Consider the following 17328-nt stretch of genomic DNA (forward strand, 5'->3'; position numbering starts at 1 on the left):
GTCGGAACATAAATAAAGGTATATAAAGTAGAAAATAAAATTGCTCAATAGCACCTTCCCTACTGTATTATCAAACTACTTTAACGAATCCAACTAAACCCAGCCTTTATCACGAAATGATTTGAGCACTTTTACAAATACTGCCATCTCATCAGGTCTGCCAAGCGTTAGCCGATTAAATCCAGTGATTGGCGCAAACTCCCGACCGACTGCGATACCATGATCTCGCATTCTATCAATGTATGTTTGTACGTCTCCATTTATTTCATGAAATATAAAGCTGGCTTGCGATGGCAGGTAGCGCAAACCCAGCTCATCTAACGTCTGCTCAACCATCTGACGCGATTGATTGGCTGTGTGCAAGCTCAATGCCAGAAAATCTTTATCATCGAGAGTCGCTAGCGCAGCTACAGCACCTGATAAGTTGGTATTATCAATCGAGATGAAAGCCTCTAGTTTGGCTATCATTTGCGGGTTAGCTACGGCATAGCCGACACGCATGCCAGCGAGCGCACACAGTTTTGAAAAAGTACGCACAACGACAAGGTTATCCGATTGCTGCTGGCTGAGCCATTCAATACCACTCTCAAAGCTAGAGTCTGTCACGTACTCTGAGTAGGCTTCATCTAATAAAAAATAGTGATTGGCTGGTGCAGACTGTACCCAATTTTTTAATGCTGTAGTATCAGTAATCGTTGCAATTGGATTGTTAGGATTGCACAGATAAAGCAAACTAATTCCATCAAAGTCATCAGCGACTTTTTGCATGTTTTGTAAGTCGAAATCGTAGTTTTCAGGCGTCAAAGGCACTTTTACCACGGGTACATCAATGGACGTTGCATATAGCTCAGCATAAGCAAAAGTTGGATGCGGCACGATGACTTGAAAGTTTTTACCTTCTATTAAGGACTTATTTTTTAGCATTTGAACGACAGTGCGGATGTTCTCACTAGAGCCGCTGCCTAGTGAGATCTGGTTCTCTGCTACGCCGTTTATCTCAGCGACTTTGGTGATCAGTGCTGCACGCTGATCGTCTGGATAACGAAAGCCGATATCTAGAGAGTCAATAACAGCTTTTTTGGCAGCCACTGACATACCCAGTGAGTTTTCATTGGAGTTAAGTTCTATCAAATGGTTAGTAAGCACAGTGAATAATACGCCTAGTTTATGACCATTCCAAAAATTCAGTCTTGAATGACAAGCTCAGCTATGAAGCCTGGTACAAGTTTTGGAATGCGATGTGGATAGTAAGGATGGTGGCATATGGTAAGTGGCATTAAAACGTATTACAAGCACCCTACTATTGGAAAAGCCATAAAAAAGGTGAGGTGCTCAATAAGCACGTCACCTTTTTTTATTTATCAAACCAAACTATCAGATTAAATGTGCTTTTAACTCAAGCACTTTATCACGTGTTTTTGCTGCTTCTTCAAACTTCAAATCACGCGACATTTGCTGCATCTGTTTCTCTAGACGTTTGATTTCTTTAGCAAGCAAATCAGGACTGCGTAATATATTGATGTCGACATCTGGTAGATTACTCTTAACAGGGATAGCCTGATTATCATTGGCATCCAAGCTTTCACCCGTATCAATCTTATCAGTGATACTGCGGCGAGCGCCTTTTGGCGTGATGTTATGCTCGACATTAAAGGCAATCTGCTTATCACGACGACGATCCGTCTCGTCTATCGCTTTTTGCATACTTGGCGTAATACGATCAGCATAAAGAATGGCTTTACCATTTAAATGACGTGCGGCACGACCAATCGTCTGAATAAGTGAACGCTCAGAACGCAAAAAACCTTCCTTATCAGCATCAAAGATCGCCACTAGCGACACCTCAGGCATATCCAAACCTTCACGTAATAAGTTGATACCGACCAACACATCATGCACGCCTGTGCGTAGCTCATGGATAATCTGCATACGCTCAACCGTATCAATATCCGAATGTAGATAAGCGACTTTTACATCGTACTCTTTAAGATAGCTGGTCAAATCCTCTGACATGCGTTTGGTCAATGTGGTGATCAATACACGCTCGTCTTTCTCGCGGCGTTTAGTAATTTCTGATAGCACATCATCGACTTGCGTCAAGACGGGACGTATCTCAATCTCAGGATCGATCAGACCAGTTGGACGGACAACCTGCTCTACTACTTGCTCACTGTGTTCAAGCTCATATAATGCAGGCGTCGCACTGACATAAATCGTCTTAGGCTTGATACGCTCCCACTCTTCAAACTTCATCGGGCGATTGTTCATTGCACTTGGTAATCTAAAACCATAATTGACTAAGTTTTCTTTACGTGATCTATCGCCTTTGTACATCGCACCAATCTGAGAGACCGTGACATGTGATTCATCGAGGAACAACAACGCATCTTCTGGAATGTAATCAAACAATGTCGGCGGCGCCTCTCCTGATGGGCGACCAGAGAGATGCTGTGAGTAGTTTTCGATACCGTTACAGTAGCCCAGCTGCTGAATCATCTCAAGATCATACTGAGTACGCTCCTTTAGACGCTGTGCTTCAATCAGTTTGTTGTTATCACGGAAGTATTCTAGCCGTGGCTCTAGTTCTTCGCGGATAGTATGACTTGCTGCCTCTAATTTATTGCGCGGGGTCACATAGTGCGATTTTGGATAAATCGTAATACGTGGCACGCTGCGTACTGTTTTCCCTGTTAAAGGATCAAACCACGTAATCTTCTCGACTTCGTTATCAAATAAATGCACACGTACAGCCAATTGCTCCGACTCAGCAGGATAAATATCTAACAGCTCACCACGCAAACGATAGGTACCACGGCCAAAATCTAACTCGTTACGTGTATACTGCATCTCAACCAAACGCTTGATGGTCGCCGTACGGTCTATGTTATCGCCCACCACAACGTGCAGGAGCATTTTTAGATAGCTTTCTGGATCACCCAAACCGTAGATACAAGATACTGAGGCCACGATAATCGCGTCACGACGCTCTAAGAGTGCGCGCGTAGCAGACAGACGCATCTGATCAATATGATCATTGATGGCACTGTCTTTTTCGATAAAAGTATCGCTGGCAGCAACATAGGCTTCTGGCTGATAATAGTCGTAATAACTAACAAAGTACTCGACAGCATTGTTAGGGAAAAACGATTTAAACTCACCATATAGCTGAGCGGCCAGTGTTTTGTTGTGCGCCATGATAATGGTCGGACGCTGCGTCTCAGAGATAACCTTTGCCATGGTATAAGTCTTACCAGAGCCTGTTACACCTAACAATAGCTGCTCATCCATATCAGAGTTGATACCATTGACCAGTTTTTTTATCGCTTGCGGCTGATCGCCTGCCGGCTCAAAATCGGTAACCATCTCAAAAGCACGACTCGATATTTGCGTCCCTGACGCATTGACACCAGTGATTTCAGCTTCACCTTGGAGCTGTGTGGCCAACTGGTTTAACTGACGCGATGAACGCGGTTCAGGCATTCGCATAATTGATTTCTTCTTATTAACGTTTATAACAATATGGGGTTCAAACGGCGGATTTTAAAGGACAATAACGCCACTTATCTAAGGCTTACAAAGATTATTTCTAAACGAAGCGCGAGTATATAAAAGCGCTATTTGCTATATGTATAGCTTCAATAGTAGCGGATAAATATTGCATCGTTATAAAAAACGCACACAGCCTCTGATAAATTTACAAAGATTTTCACGGTTAACAAACCCTTTACACGACCACCCAACAAAGCCTAACACTCAGGGGTTCCATCATCGATTTAAGCTGCTATTATCGATCATGAATTAACAAGCAAGCATGAATTAACAAGCAAGTAGATGACACTTGATAAAATAACGAAGTTAATTGATCAAGTATCATCAAATAAGAACTAATAAAAATACATTGGATATTTAATTCAATATAATAATTTTAAACAAATAACGGAGTACAATATGAGAGAACGTTACGCAAGTGGAATTTCGGACGAGACTGCAAAGAAAATGATTGATTTGCTAAACGCAAACCTAGCAAACGTTATTGATCTAACTTTAGATGGCAAACAATGCCATTGGAATCTACAAGGTACTGGATTCATCGGTGTGCATCAATTATTAGATGAAACATCAGATCGTATTCTTGAAGTGTCAGACACGATTGCTGAGCGCATTGTTATCCTAGGTGGTCAGCCGAATGGTCTAGCCAGCCGTGTGGCAAAAGAGTCTATCTTGGATGATTATCCAACTGATATTACTGAAGTGGACCAACACGTTCGTGAGCTAACTGGTCGTTATAAAAAAGTAGCAGAGACGTTAAGAGAAGCGATTGCTACTGCTGGTGATGCAGGCGATGAAGATACAGCTGATTTATTCACCGAAGCAAGCCGCATTGTTGATAAAGACGCATGGTTCATCGGTGCCAACGCGCCAAAGAAATAACACATTTTAAGTTAGATGTTTTTTAAGAACTAGACTTAAGTATTAGTTATATATAAAGAGAGAAGCCGTCATAATTGACGGCTTTTTTATGCTTAAATTATTCTCTTTAGAATATAAAAAGATATATGAGTAGCATCTAAGAACTACACTACTCTATACTTTTTCTACTGATCTAACCGACCAAATTTTTGTCTAAACTTAGAAGCTCAGCATTTGGCACCGATAGTGTCAAAATAGCTTCCTGAAATATAGGATTGGCTCGAAATAGGTTTTCAATCTCTTCGAATTTCTGCGCAATCTGCTCTTCTTTTTGGTTACCTTTGATATCTACAGCCGCAACCATAAACATTTTTTTGGGACCGACCCACTCTAGGTGTAGATATGACACACTATCGATATCTGGATGATTGAGTAGTTCGCCCAAGACATACTCATGCATGCGTTCAGCAACTCGATGTCCTACCAAAAAGTCTCGGTTACGACTGATCAAAAAGATAGCGACCGCTCCCAGTAGCAAACCTACAATGATAGAGCCTAGCGCATCCCAATAAGGTTCTCCTGTATAAGCATGCATACCCATCGCGGCAGCCGCAATCACCAAGCCAACAACAGCTGCCAAATCTTCAAAAAACACTCCGCGCAGCGTTGGGTTAGAGGTATCTACCACATAGCCAATCGCGCTAATATCTAACGCCTCTCCATGTTTTTTACTTTGTCTATAAGCCTGAATCAGTGAGAACCCTTCAAGCACAAATGCTACGGCTAAAACAATAAAAGCGACCGTATAATTGGTCTCAGACTCCGTAGCATTCCACTCCTTGATACCAGTATAGATAGAGACAATTGAACCTGCGGTAAATACACCAAACGCAGCAATCATCGACCAAACATAGGATTCCTTGCCATAGCCTAATGGATGGCTCTTATCTGCAGGTTTTATAGATTTCTTTTCTGCCACGATAAGTAACGTGCCGTTACCGGCATCCGCCCACGAATGAGCGGCTTCTGCAATCATCGAAGCGGAGCCTGTCATAAAAGCGGCAACTGATTTTGCAATTGCGATAATAAGATTGGCACCAACCGCAATCAATACCGTAACGAGTGAACCTGAATGCTCATCATTGATTTCAGAATAGTTGTTGGTATTAGAGTTTAGGCTGGTATCATCTGATACTTTTGGATGACTGGCACCGCGAGCACGAGAGGGCTGTGCTTTAGGAGAGGATGACAGATGACGCTGGGGATTAGCGATAGATGGTTTTAGGCTCATGCTGGACTCACTAAAAAACATATTGATACTGAACGTATTTACTATAGATAAATAGATTGGAACACACATCAGCTTAAAGTAAGCGCGCTACAATATCAGTGTCTTTTTAGTGAGTCGTTACACAGGGTAATGATGGCTGAATATTCAGAATTGAAAAGCTATTCATTCTGTTTAGTTTCTTGTTTTATTTAGCCTCATTATCATGCTTATCGAATTTTTGACTTATGCCCTCAAAGTCGCAGCTTGGGCGATGTGAGCTTTCCATACGTTGCTGTTTACGCTCTTTTGCTGCATCAGCTCGGCACTGCTGCATTTCGTTTTTTATATCGAGCGGCGGCGCAGGGGTTGGTTTACCATTGTCATCGATAGCCACCATCGTAAAGTAACAACTGTTGGTATGGCGCACTGTACGAGCACGTACGTCTTCTGCCTCAACGCGAATACCTACTTCCATCGAAGTGTTACCTACATAGTTGACACTCGCTGCAAAAGTAACCAACTCACCCACATAAATAGGCTCACGGAACATCACTTGATCGACAGACAGTGTCACTACATAGTTCCCGCTATAGCGACTGGCACAGGCGTAAGCAACCTGATCAAGCATCTTGAGCAAGTCACCACCGTGTACATTACCGATGAAGTTTGCCATATCAGGTGTCATCAATATCGACATATACAACTCGTGGTTTAGTGGGGCTTTTTTGGCAGTTGAGCTGGTATTGTATTGTGGCATAATATTCCTTAATGGGTTTGACATTTATTATGCCTACCATTTATACAGTAGGTCAGCCTATAGCACAAACAGCCCTCTGTCAGTAAACAGTCTAGGTTATGTAAATCACCGCTCTACAAGTAGAGCGATATGTCAGTACTATATATACAACGTCATAGAGAGCAAGACGATATACCTTAACCTTAGCTCAACCAATGAAAACGATAAGCAAGCCAAGCAACAATCGCACTGACGGAACCTGTCAAAACACCGCCCCACACAAAATCAACCAGCGCCGTATCTAATGTAAATCCTTTATAAAGTGCCAAGTTGGTAAAGTCATAGGTACCATAAGCCATCAAACCAATCAAACCGCCAAGTAAAAAAATATGACCAACTGATGCGCCTGCTTTAATTTGTGGATATAAAACCAATATACAAAGTGCCAGTATATAGAACATATAGAACACACCAGCAGCCATCATATTTGGCTCATCAGCCAAAAGATGACCAATGCGCGACTCATAAAAAGCGCCTTTCATGGTCGTCAACCAAACAGCGTCAACACCCAAGAAAATAACCACAGCGGCAAGATAGATAAAAACGTAGCCCATAATGATATCCCTTATCAAATGAATAAAAACTATAATGTCAGCCGCGGCTGAATGAAATCTAGAAATGCTAAAATACGCGACGATACAGCACTGTTTCTATAATAAACCGCCTGTATCGATTCGCGATTGTTCGGTCTGTCTACCGCCTCAGGCAGTACCTCAACCAGTCGTCCAGACTCTATGTCTTTGCCGATCATAAAATGAGACAACAACGCGATACCTTGATGCGCCAAGCATAGCTGCCGTAGGGTCTCGCCACTACTCGCGGTCATATGAAAACTAAGATCCACGGACGACGTCAATGGCCAACTCGCAAGCTTTGATGCGTCATTAAAACTGATCAATTTGTGATGGATCAAGTCTGCGACATCTGTGACTTGGTTATGGCGATATAAATATTCAGGACTGGCTACCAAACGCAGTTTACTTCTGCCTAGCATACGCGCGTGCAAGTTCGAGTCTTTTAAGTCACCGATTCTGATCGCAAGGTCAGTTTTGTACTCAAGTAAATCGATAATATTGTCATGCGATGTCAAATCAAGCGTAATATGCGGATACTGCTGCACAAACTCACCTACCAATGGCGTGAGTTGATGCAAAACAAACGGACTGGCTGCATCAATTCGTAAGTGCCCACTTGGCGCTTGCTTTAACAACTTAATCGCCTCTTCACCAGTATGCAGAGTATTTAAACTCTCACGTGCATATCGGATAAAGACAAGCCCTTCCTCTGTCAACTCTAAACGTCGCGTCGTTCTATTTAGCAGTGTGCATTGCAGCGTATCTTCAAGTCTGGACACAGCACGAGATACTTTAGCGACCTGCTGATTTAACAAGTTAGCAGCGCCAGTAAAACTGCCCGTATCCACTACCGTCAAAAATATCTCTATATCTTCTGTTCTAGCATGTCCTGTCATTACTGCTACCTTTACAAAACTGACAAAAGTATTTTGTCATTTGTGCTGTTTTTTGCAAACTATAAGTACGTCAAACTACGCACATCATTTAATGCTTAGGATGTCGTTATGCCACTCGCTTTATGGGCGCTCACGCTGAGCGCATTTGCAATCGGGACAACCGAATTTGTCATTGTTGGGTTAGTACCAACTATCGCAGCCGATCTGGGCGTCAGTTTGCCTTCTGCAGGGCTACTAGTCAGCTTATATGCAGTGGGCGTCGCTATTGGCGCACCCATACTTACTGCACTCACTGGTCGCTGGAATCGCAAAATAGTGCTCATGAGCCTCATGGGTTTATTTGTCATCGGCAACTTGCTGGCTTGGCAAGCGCCCAGTTACGAGACGCTGATACTTGCACGTATATTGACCGGTCTGGCTCACGGCGTGTTTTTCTCCATTGGCTCTATGATCGCCACCAGTTTAGTGAGTAAAGAAAAAGAGGCCAGTGCGATTGCCATTATGTTTACCGGACTCACTGTGGCGCTAGTCACTGGTGTACCGCTCGGCACATGGATCGGTCAGCATTTTGGCTGGCGTGCCACGTTTTTGGTCGTCTCGGTACTGGGCGTCATCGCTTTGATTGGCAGCGCTTTACTAGGGTGTGTTGACAATTACCGTAAATGGATAATCGTCGCTGCTAAATAGATATTAGCAGCAAACGACTCATCCGTTTTTTCAGCACGCATGGCAATTTTCTTGAAATCTTTCAGCTTACAGAAGAAGTTCTCGATTAAGTGACGCCACTTGTACATTTCTTTATCGAAATCTCGTTGCTTTAAACGAGAGCGTTTAGGGGGTATGACCGCTTTGCTACCACGCTCTTCTAAGTCTAGCAGTAGCCAATCCGTGTCAAAGGCTCTATCAGCAAGCAATGCACCAAACTCTTTGTCTTTAATTAAAGGTTTAACGCCAGCCATGTCATGCTGTTGTCCTTTCAATAAAGTAAAATCAACAAGGTTGCCTAATGCATCAACCATTGCCATGATTTTAGTGGTCATACCGCCTCTTGATTTGCCAATTGCCTGATGACAAGCCCCCCTTTTGCGCCTTGTCCATGACGATGTACCTTAACAATAGTGCCATCAATCATGGCATACTCTAAATCTGAGTCATTCAGAGCATTAAATAGCTTGCTGAATCTATCGCTTTTTACCCATCGACGGTAGCGCTTATAAACACTGTTCCAGTTACCAAATTCAGGGGGTAAGTCTCGCCACGGACTACCTGTTCGGACAATCCATAGAACAGCTTCGATAAATAGTCGATTATTTACCGCTGTTCTACCAACATCGGTCTCTTTACCTGCACAATACGGTGCTATCTTTGCCCACTGGGCATCACTTAGGGTTAATCTAGTCATAACACTATGATTATCAATTATTCTATATATGTCAACACACCCTAGTACCCAAAAACCTCAAACAATCCATTCCTGCAACATTTAAAGAACAACTGCAAGTCATCGTAAAACCACAATTGCTGCTGATATACCTGATGACTATTCTTGGCTATGGTGGTACGTTTACAGCGTTTACTTACCTTGCCCCTATTTTGGAACAACAGACCAAATTTGCACCCTCTGCTGTTGCCCTCATCATGCTGGTATATGGCGTATCCGTTGCCATCGGTAATATCTGGGGTGGCAAACTTGCCGACAAACGTGGTCCCATCAGTGCGCTTAGTATCATATTTAGCGCACTTAGCATTGTCTTACTGCTGTTTACCTTTACGATGCAGTCAAAAGTTGCAGCGGTGCTGACTATCTTAGTATGGGGTGCTTTTGCCTTTGGAAACGTGCCTGGTCTCCAGATCTACGTCGTCAAACAAGCCGAAAAATACACACCAAATGCTGTCGATGTCGCCTCTGGTCTCAACATTGCTGCATTCAATATCGGTATCGCACTAGGCTCTATTATCGGTGGCAGCGTGGTCGAAAACTTGAGCTTGCAAGATACCGCTTGGATCGGTGCTGTTATCTCTTTGATGGCATTGGCAGTGACACGCTATTCGGGCGCTCTTGATAGACGGTCTACACTAGCTTCCTAAGTCTGTCAGCACATCGGTCTCATACTCTACTACTGGTAGTATGAGACCGCACAAGCTCGACGACCAAATCTTATATACTTATACCGAGACTGTATCTGTCACACCTGCATCGTTAAATGTTCCTTCATTATCTGAGACCGTTTTGTTATTCAAGACAGCAGCTGGCAAATCAGAAAAATGTAAGGTATCGATATTGTTTGGTTTTACTGCAGTGACCTGCACCACACCAATGGTGCGCTCCAAAAACCCACCTTCGCAGTAGCAGAAGTAAAACTCCCACAAGCGTATAAAGGCATCATCATAGCCAAGCGCTTGGATCTCTGTACGCTGTGCCAAAAACGCCGCACGCCAATCACGTAATGTATAAGCGTAGTCAAAGCCATAGTCATGTAATTGCTTGATGACCATATCCGTCTGCTCAGTGAACTGAGTGGTCAACTCTTGGTTAGAGAGCAAACAGCCACCTGGGAAGATATGCGTCTGGATAAAATCGACCGAACCGATGTAATCTTGGTAGTTTTGATCATTGAAGGTGATTGCTTGTAATACCATGAGACCCGTTGGCTTAAGTAGGCTGTCACACTTAGCAAAAAACGTTGGCAAGTACTCATGCCCTACCGCTTCAATCATCTCAATACTGACCAGCTTGTCGTATTGTCCCGTCAGCTCGCGGTAATCTTGCTTGAGTAGCGTGATCTTATCTGACAGACCTGCTGCCTCGACGCGCCGCTGTGCCTCATCGTACTGAGCATCCGAGATAGTCGTGGTCGTCACATGACAGCCATAATGTTTGGCTGCATAGATAGCAAATCCACCCCAACCTGTGCCAATTTCAATCACATTGTCATCAGCGCTGAGCTGTAGACGCTGGCATATGAGTGACAGCTTATGCTGCTGGGCATCACTGAGTGTCATATCAGGCGTGGGATATACCGCCGATGAGTACATCATCGTATCGTCCAAAAACCGCTGATACATGTCATTGCCCAAATCATAATGCGCTAAAATATTAGACTTAGAGCCCGATTTGTCGTTACTACGTAGCTGATGCTTGGCTTTTTCGAACGCCTTACTAATACCTGCAAAACGATTTTCAAGCTTGTTGAGCACGGCTAAGTTGCGAGCCGCCAAGCGAATCAGACCTGTCAAATCATCCGTATCCCATTCGCCATTGATATAGCTGTCCGCAAGCGCGATTGAGCCGCCTAACAATAGCTGGCGATATACGGCGCTATCATGGATTTTTAAGGTGACATGTAGCGGATGGCGACCCACTGCCGAGCTGCTTGCTGCATTGGACTCGACTTTGCCAAAACTGCTCGTCTTTGATTCTGGCTCAGCAAATGTTTCAATTAAAGTAAGACTGCCAAACTGAATATGCTGCAGTGCACGAAATATAAGTTTTCGAGCGACATTGTTTACGCCATCGCTTACTGGCTGTAGCACAGCGCTTTCATTGACGACTTTGCTCATGCGAGCGCTCAATTTCTCTAGTGTTGTGACTGGTGCTCTGTCGGTCGGTCGTGCTGACATCTTATGGTTGTCCTTGTCTAAGTGCTTTGTATTTTGGAATTGAGTATATAAAGGGTATGGCTACGTTTTAGGTTGCTGCATCTTAAGATTTTGACTTTTGAGGTTATGGAGCGCTAATCCTCTAATCGTTCAGGCTTTTTTATGATGCGTACTTTTCTGCTGGCTGTCAGCTAGTTTTTCGTCATAATTGACGTAAGGTACTTTTTTGATCGCGTATAGCTTAAAAGCATGCCAATAGATACGTACTAAAGACGTGGTATTCATCAATGGATTTTTGCGCAAGCTATTACGCACAGAGCGATCTGTCATCGGTACGCCCGATATTTTTATACCCGTTTTTAGGACTTCGCCGCGCTCATCACTGATATTGATAGCGATACGAACCTGTAATCCAGTAGTTGATTGCTCGTCTGCCATATCTGTACTGCTACGCTTAACTGTGACCTGCCAGCGATATAACTGATCAATAGGGTTAAAAGGTGACACGTGGAAGTTTTTATCATGACAGAACTCGGTGTCCTCCCCTTCTAACAAAAACCCATAGTAGTAACGCTTATCCCAAGGCGTATTGGAAACTTCAGCCAGCAAATGCGTCGGTGTCTGCTGCTCGTCAAACCCTAAATAGAAATTGACTGGGCTAAAATACATACCTGCATTGCGGCAAACGAGTAATCCCAACATATCCCCTGTAGGTGTACTGCCTGCATGCTTTAAAAATGCTTGGCTCAAACGCTGCTCTAATGCTTGATCAGGCTGAATATTGTTATCTACCTTTTTATCGTCACTTAGGCTATTAGAATGTTGCAAATAGTCTTCAGGGCAGAACCGTTGTAGCGCCTTTGATTTTGCAGAAAACAAAGGCAGTCCTTTTACCAGCAATTGCTTTGGCAATATCGTACTCAAAGGTGATGTTCTGATAGTCTTATGATCGCTGAAGGCTGCTGTACTGATTTCAGGAAGCGCGTGACCTGCTGCCAGCGCGCTAATATTGACCCCCCAATAGCGATACGGATAAACAAACTTATTGATACTGGGTAGCAAGCGACTGTGCCATGTCGTACCCTCAAATAACTGATGCGGCACCATAGGACGCTTACGAGTTAGATCATGCGCGGGCATAGCATTAGCAGATTGAATGGGTGTGGCCATAGACAGTCTCATTTTTAACGTCATATTTTTATAACATACATTCTTTAAAATATCGTGATATTACTTGGCTTTACGGCGACCAAATAAACCACGTTTTTTAGGTTGGTTGCTATTTCCCGTCTCACTCTGTAGAAGTGCAGCATATTCAACCAGCTCTTGATTGGTGGTCGCAGTCATCACCTGACGCTTATCTAACTTACGCTGTTTTGTGTCAGCCTTTACTGGCAGGTCTTTATAGCGAAACGGCGTATGTGCACTCGTAGCGTCAGGCAAATGTGCTGGATCAACCTCATCTTTGATATCGATATCATGACCGAGCGACTGACAGACACGTAGACCACTGCGTACGCCATCTTCGTGGAAACCATTGAACCAATAGGCACCGCAAAAATGAGTGTGCAAGCCGGCACCAGATATACTTGACCACTTTGTTTGCGCATCAACCATTGTGAGATCAAATACCGGATGACTATAATCAATACTTTTAATGATTTGTTTGTCATCTATATCATGGTTAAGCGTAACCAAATAATTGTGCTTTTTGGTTAGACGTTGCAAGATATTCATATGGTAGGTCAGCACGGGCTTTGCAGGTGTTTTCGTATTTACGTCAGTTTGTTTATCACCTGTTTTAGTACCTGAAATACTCTCATCTATCAGGTAATTCCAACTTGCCCATGCCAATGGCTTCTTAGGTAAAATACTGGTATCGGTATGTAGTACAGCGGTGTTTTTGGTAAAGCGGAAATGACTCAGCACCTCTGATTCATTAGTGCTGGCATCTTTTAAAATACTCAGTGCCGTATCTGCATGACAGGCAAAGATAACTTCGTCAAATACAAGGTGTTCGGTATCGCCATCATCACCTTTGTTCTGGACAGTCAATAACACTTGCTCACCATCACGCGCCACAGACTGGACTGGGCTATTTACTCGCACTTTACCGCCCGACTTGATAAAACGTGGAATCAACTTATTGACGTATTGTTTTGAACCACCTTTGATTGTAAACCACTGTGGACGATTGACCACATCGAGTAGACCATGATTGTCAAAGAACTGCGCAAAAAACACCAGCGGGAAATCTTGCACTTCATCCAAGCTGGTCGACCAAATAGCAGAGACCATCGGCAGCAGATAGTTATCGGTGAACAGCTTACCGTAGCTTTCTTGCGCTAGGTAGCCGCCAAGGGTTTGCGTGGTAAAACCGCTAACATCCTCTCCTTGTACGCGTGCATTATCATAGTCTTGACGCAACTGCTTGATATGGTTATTGAACTGTAAGATATCTTTTATAAATTGCCAAAACTTTGGATTAAGTACGTTTTTGCGCTGTGACAATAAGGTATTTAACGTATGACCGTTGTATTCGAATCGACGCGCCGTGTTTTTTACCGAAAAGCTCATGTCCGTCGATTGAAACGGTACTTGTAGCTCGTGAAGTAAACGAAAGAAATTCGGATAGGTACGCTCATTAAAAACAATGAAACCGGTGTCTATTGCACTACTCTCTTCATTACCGCTCTTTGCCTTTTTGCCATCCTGTAGTGCCACATCAATGGTATTTACATGCCCGCCGATATAATCGTTGGCTTCAAAAACGGTCACCTCATGCTGAATACCCAAATAATGCGCACAAGTCAATCCTGATACCCCTGAGCCAATGATGGCAATACGTTTTTGCACTGGCTGACCGCCTGAACTTTTTATGTTGCTGTTATCAGTATTTTGGCTGGTTGCACGCTTGGCGCGAATAAACGGCATAAAGGCATTCCCTGTTATATTTTTACTATGTTAGTGAGTCATATATTCTATGATAAATTATTTTTTATTCAGCTTTTCACTGACTTGCTGCCAGACCAGATCAGGCAGCGTACCCAATGCTTTTAGTGGCATAGTAAGTTTTTTGGGAAACTCGATAACCTCATGACCGCTATCGATACCATCACGGATGGCTTGACTTGCTTGCTTTGGCGTCTGAATAAACGGCATAGGAAAGTCATTTTGCTTGGTCATTGGCGTCTCGACAAAACCAGGTACGACAAGGCTGACCGACACCTCATGTGGCGCCAAGCTAATTTGTAGCGTTTTCATCAGGTAATGTATTGCCGCTTTTGAGCTACCATAAGCTTCAGCACGCGCAAAAGGCACATAAGCAGATGCAGAGCCGATACCGACAAGGCGACCTTTTGAAGCAATCAGATGTGGTAATACTCCTTCGATAGCATGAGACAACGTACCCATATTGACTGACATGACTTTCATAAATGCGCTGCTATCGAAATTTGGCATGTCCAGATATTCACACATGCCAGCACCGCAAATCGCGAGATCAACCGTTTCGATTTTCGCAAAAGCTTCAACGACTTTATCTCGATCCATAAGATCCAAATCAATCGTTTCTGCACCTAATGACTTAAGTTCGGCTAATGCCTCATCATCCCGGCCAACGGCGTAGACGGTGTGTCCTTCTAACAGGTAATCCTTTGTTAACTGATTACCGATACCAGATGTCGCACCCGTAATGAGAATATGTAGATTTTCAGTAGAATTTGTCATGGTAATTGTCCTTTTTAATATTCTTATAGTATGAAATATATGTTGTAAAGTGTGCCCTTCATCTAGAATCTAAGGAGACTTATCTCGGAAAACCACACGAGGCTCTTCAATGAAGATTATTGGTCTTGCTTGCCGTTAACTGACTGTCTTGTTTCTAACATGCCGTATTGACTCACGCACCGTATTGAGTGATTTTGATTAAGCTATAAGCCATCTTATTTAACAAACCTAAATAATTATAGTGTATGGTGATAGGTTTATTGTTGTGACTTCGCAATTGCTGATATAAAAGCGCAATATCTTCGCAAAGCTTTAGCTATTCAGACAGGCAACAATATTAACAGATGGTACGGTTCGCGATATCGCAACCGTTTACTATCGTTTTGTCATAGAGGCGATAAGACAGCTCTATACGGGCATGCTACAATATCAAGATAGCCATACGTACATTAGTGAACCGGTTCGTTGATGGGCAAATAAAGGCTATCTTCATGACAAAATGAGACTGGCGTTATTATTGTTCAAGCCACTTAACATCTTGTCCTGACAGCTATAAAAACATTAAATCATTCATATCAGATTTTCTCCAATCCCACTCCCATATAAAAAAGGATCTCTCATGAGCGAGTTGCAACTGTCTGACCGCGTCAATAGCATTAAACCTTCTCCTACGCTAGCGATTACTAACAAAGCCAAAGAACTAAAAGCAGCTGGTAAAGATATTATCGGTTTGGGCGCTGGCGAACCTGATTTTGATACCCCTGATCACATCAAAAAAGCGGCAATCGATGCAATCAATGACGGCTTTACCAAATATACTGCTGTCGATGGTACGCCAGAGCTAAAAGCCGCTATCATAGAAAAATTCAAGCGTGACAATAATATCAGCTACGAGCCAAACGAGATCCTAGTATCAGTCGGTGGTAAGCAGTCATTCTTCAACCTTGCCCAAGCCTTTATCAACCCTGGCGACGAAGTCATTATCCCAGCACCATACTGGGTCAGCTATCCTGACATGGTTATCATCGCAGAAGGCGTACCAGTCATCGTTAAGTGCCCAGCTGAACAAGACTTTAAAATCACCCCTGAACAGCTAGAAGATGCCATCACTGACAAAACCAAAATGCTGGTACTGAACAGCCCTTCTAACCCGACTGGTATGATTTATACGCTAGATGAGCTAAAAGCCATTGCTGAAGTATTGAAAAAGTACCCACACGTCTATGTGGCATCTGATGATATGTATGAGCACATCCGCTGGACAGGCGATAAGTTCTACAATATTTTAAATGCAGCGCCTGAGCTAAAAGACCGTGCCATTATCTTGAATGGTGTGTCTAAAGCCTATGCCATGACAGGCTGGCGTATCGGATATGCTGGCGGCCCTGCCAAAATCATCGGTGCGATGAAAAAAGTACAGTCACAGTCTACTTCATGCCCAACGTCTATCAGCCAGGTTGCTGCAACCGCAGCGATCAACGGTGATCAAAGTGTGCTTGAGCCAATGATTGAGGCGTTTGAGAAGCGTTGTGACTTGGTTGTAGATGGTCTAAATGCTATCAAAGGTATTACTTGCCTGCGTCCTGATGGCGCATTTTATGTGTATCCAAACATTGTGCCACTTATCAAAGCGGCTGGTTTGTCTTCTTGTACTGAGTTTTCAGCTTGGTTATTAGATAAAGTTGGTGTGGCAGTCGTACCTGGTGATGCTTTCGGTCTTGGTGGCTATATGCGCATCTCTTACGCGACTGACGAGGCTACTTTAAAAGATGCTTTGTCACGTATCGAAAAAGCCGTTGCTGATTTAGACGTTGCTGAGTAAATTGTAAACGCTAATTGGTGTTGCCAATATTCTAGTAGATCTCGTATCTTGACAAATAAAGACGCCACATATTCTCTATGTGGCGTCTTTTTTAGGCAGTCTTTGGTTAGTTTTTGACAGAAACCTTCTCTCAAGCTATTAAAATGATAATTTTTACTAATTATGCAAAAAAACGCTTGACGTATTTTTTATCTTTGCTAGAATACGCCCCACTTAGCAAGAACTCGTTA

15 protein-coding genes are annotated in these 17328 nt (G+C 43.3%); 4 read left to right on the forward strand and 11 right to left on the reverse strand.

Annotated elements, in window-relative coordinates:
* Nucleotides 1-93 precede the first annotated feature (93 nt).
* Together NJD71_RS03615 and uvrB are read right to left on the reverse strand one after the other, a co-directional pair.
* Nucleotides 94-1146 (reverse strand): pyridoxal phosphate-dependent aminotransferase, encoded by a 1053-nt coding sequence (locus NJD71_RS03615; RefSeq protein ID WP_319050590.1) that lies wholly within the window; start codon nt 1144-1146, stop codon nt 94-96.
* Between the two features lie 228 nt (nt 1147-1374).
* Nucleotides 1375-3486 carry an excinuclease ABC subunit UvrB gene (gene uvrB / locus NJD71_RS03620; protein ID WP_319050591.1) on the reverse strand — a complete coding sequence of 704 codons (2112 nt, stop codon included), beginning with the start codon at nt 3484-3486 and terminating at the stop codon, nt 1375-1377.
* Nucleotides 3487-3948: 462 nt separating this feature from the next.
* Between uvrB and dps the strand changes: the two genes are divergently transcribed.
* Nucleotides 3949-4431: a DNA starvation/stationary phase protection protein Dps gene (dps, locus tag NJD71_RS03625; RefSeq protein ID WP_319050592.1), complete on the forward strand. Its 483-nt coding sequence runs from the start codon at nt 3949-3951 to the stop codon at nt 4429-4431.
* A gap of 172 nt (nt 4432-4603) precedes the next feature.
* Here the strand turns inward: dps and NJD71_RS03630 are convergent, their stop codons facing one another.
* The 4 genes from NJD71_RS03630 to NJD71_RS03645 all read right to left on the reverse strand — a co-directional run bounded on the left by NJD71_RS03630 (nt 4604) and on the right by NJD71_RS03645 (nt 7947).
* A complete protein-coding gene (locus tag NJD71_RS03630) occupies nt 4604-5701 on the reverse strand; it encodes a cation diffusion facilitator family transporter (RefSeq protein ID WP_319050593.1) in 1098 nt (365 codons plus the stop codon).
* 184 nt (nt 5702-5885) lie between these two features.
* Nucleotides 5886-6437, reverse strand: a complete 552-nt coding sequence (locus NJD71_RS03635) for an acyl-CoA thioesterase (RefSeq protein WP_319050594.1) — start codon at nt 6435-6437, stop codon at nt 5886-5888.
* A gap of 182 nt (nt 6438-6619) precedes the next feature.
* A complete protein-coding gene (locus NJD71_RS03640) occupies nt 6620-7030 on the reverse strand; it encodes a DUF2177 family protein (RefSeq protein WP_319050595.1) in 411 nt (136 codons plus the stop codon).
* A gap of 29 nt (nt 7031-7059) precedes the next feature.
* Nucleotides 7060-7947: a LysR family transcriptional regulator gene (locus tag NJD71_RS03645; protein WP_319050596.1), complete on the reverse strand. Its 888-nt coding sequence runs from the start codon at nt 7945-7947 to the stop codon at nt 7060-7062.
* Nucleotides 7948-8055: 108 nt separating this feature from the next.
* Here NJD71_RS03645 and NJD71_RS03650 point away from each other — a divergent pair, with 108 nt between their 5' ends.
* On the forward strand, nt 8056-8634 hold the full coding sequence (locus NJD71_RS03650) for an MFS transporter (RefSeq protein ID WP_442967643.1): 579 nt from the start codon (nt 8056-8058) through the stop codon (nt 8632-8634).
* Here the strand turns inward: NJD71_RS03650 and NJD71_RS03655 are convergent.
* Nucleotides 8601-9349 (reverse strand): IS5 family transposase gene (locus NJD71_RS03655; protein WP_165596948.1). Its coding sequence is split into 2 segments (ribosomal slippage): nt 8601-9019 and nt 9019-9349, totalling 750 coding nucleotides; the frame shifts between segments, so codons are not numbered across the junction. The genes NJD71_RS03650 and NJD71_RS03655 overlap by 34 nt on opposite strands.
* A 26-nt stretch (nt 9350-9375) precedes the next feature.
* On the opposite strand from NJD71_RS03655, the gene NJD71_RS03660 reads away from it, so the two are divergent.
* Nucleotides 9376-10035 (forward strand): MFS transporter, encoded by a 660-nt coding sequence (locus tag NJD71_RS03660; protein WP_336623806.1) that lies wholly within the window; start codon nt 9376-9378, stop codon nt 10033-10035.
* A gap of 78 nt (nt 10036-10113) precedes the next feature.
* On the opposite strand, the gene NJD71_RS03665 is transcribed toward NJD71_RS03660, so the two are convergent.
* The 4 genes from NJD71_RS03665 to NJD71_RS03680 form a co-directional block, all read right to left on the reverse strand.
* A complete protein-coding gene (locus NJD71_RS03665) occupies nt 10114-11568 on the reverse strand; it encodes a cyclopropane-fatty-acyl-phospholipid synthase family protein (protein WP_319050597.1) in 1455 nt (484 codons plus the stop codon).
* 129 nt (nt 11569-11697) lie between these two features.
* Complete coding sequence (locus tag NJD71_RS03670; RefSeq protein ID WP_319050598.1) at nt 11698-12717, reverse strand: DUF1365 domain-containing protein; 1020 nt, start codon at nt 12715-12717, stop codon at nt 11698-11700.
* Nucleotides 12718-12777: 60 nt separating this feature from the next.
* Nucleotides 12778-14481 carry an NAD(P)/FAD-dependent oxidoreductase gene (locus NJD71_RS03675; RefSeq protein WP_319050599.1) on the reverse strand — a complete coding sequence of 568 codons (1704 nt, stop codon included), beginning with the start codon at nt 14479-14481 and terminating at the stop codon, nt 12778-12780.
* A gap of 57 nt (nt 14482-14538) precedes the next feature.
* Entirely contained in the window at nt 14539-15276 is a 738-nt protein-coding gene (locus NJD71_RS03680; protein ID WP_319050600.1) for an SDR family NAD(P)-dependent oxidoreductase, read from the reverse strand.
* A gap of 619 nt (nt 15277-15895) precedes the next feature.
* On the opposite strand from NJD71_RS03680, the gene NJD71_RS03685 reads away from it, so the two are divergent.
* Nucleotides 15896-17098 (forward strand): pyridoxal phosphate-dependent aminotransferase, encoded by a 1203-nt coding sequence (locus tag NJD71_RS03685; protein ID WP_319050601.1) that lies wholly within the window; start codon nt 15896-15898, stop codon nt 17096-17098.
* Nucleotides 17099-17328: the final 230 nt, after the last annotated feature.

Origin of the sequence: Psychrobacter sp. PP-21 (genome assembly GCF_033790785.1) — a bacterium.
In the GTDB taxonomy this organism is placed as follows: Bacteria; Pseudomonadota; Gammaproteobacteria; order Pseudomonadales; family Moraxellaceae; genus Psychrobacter.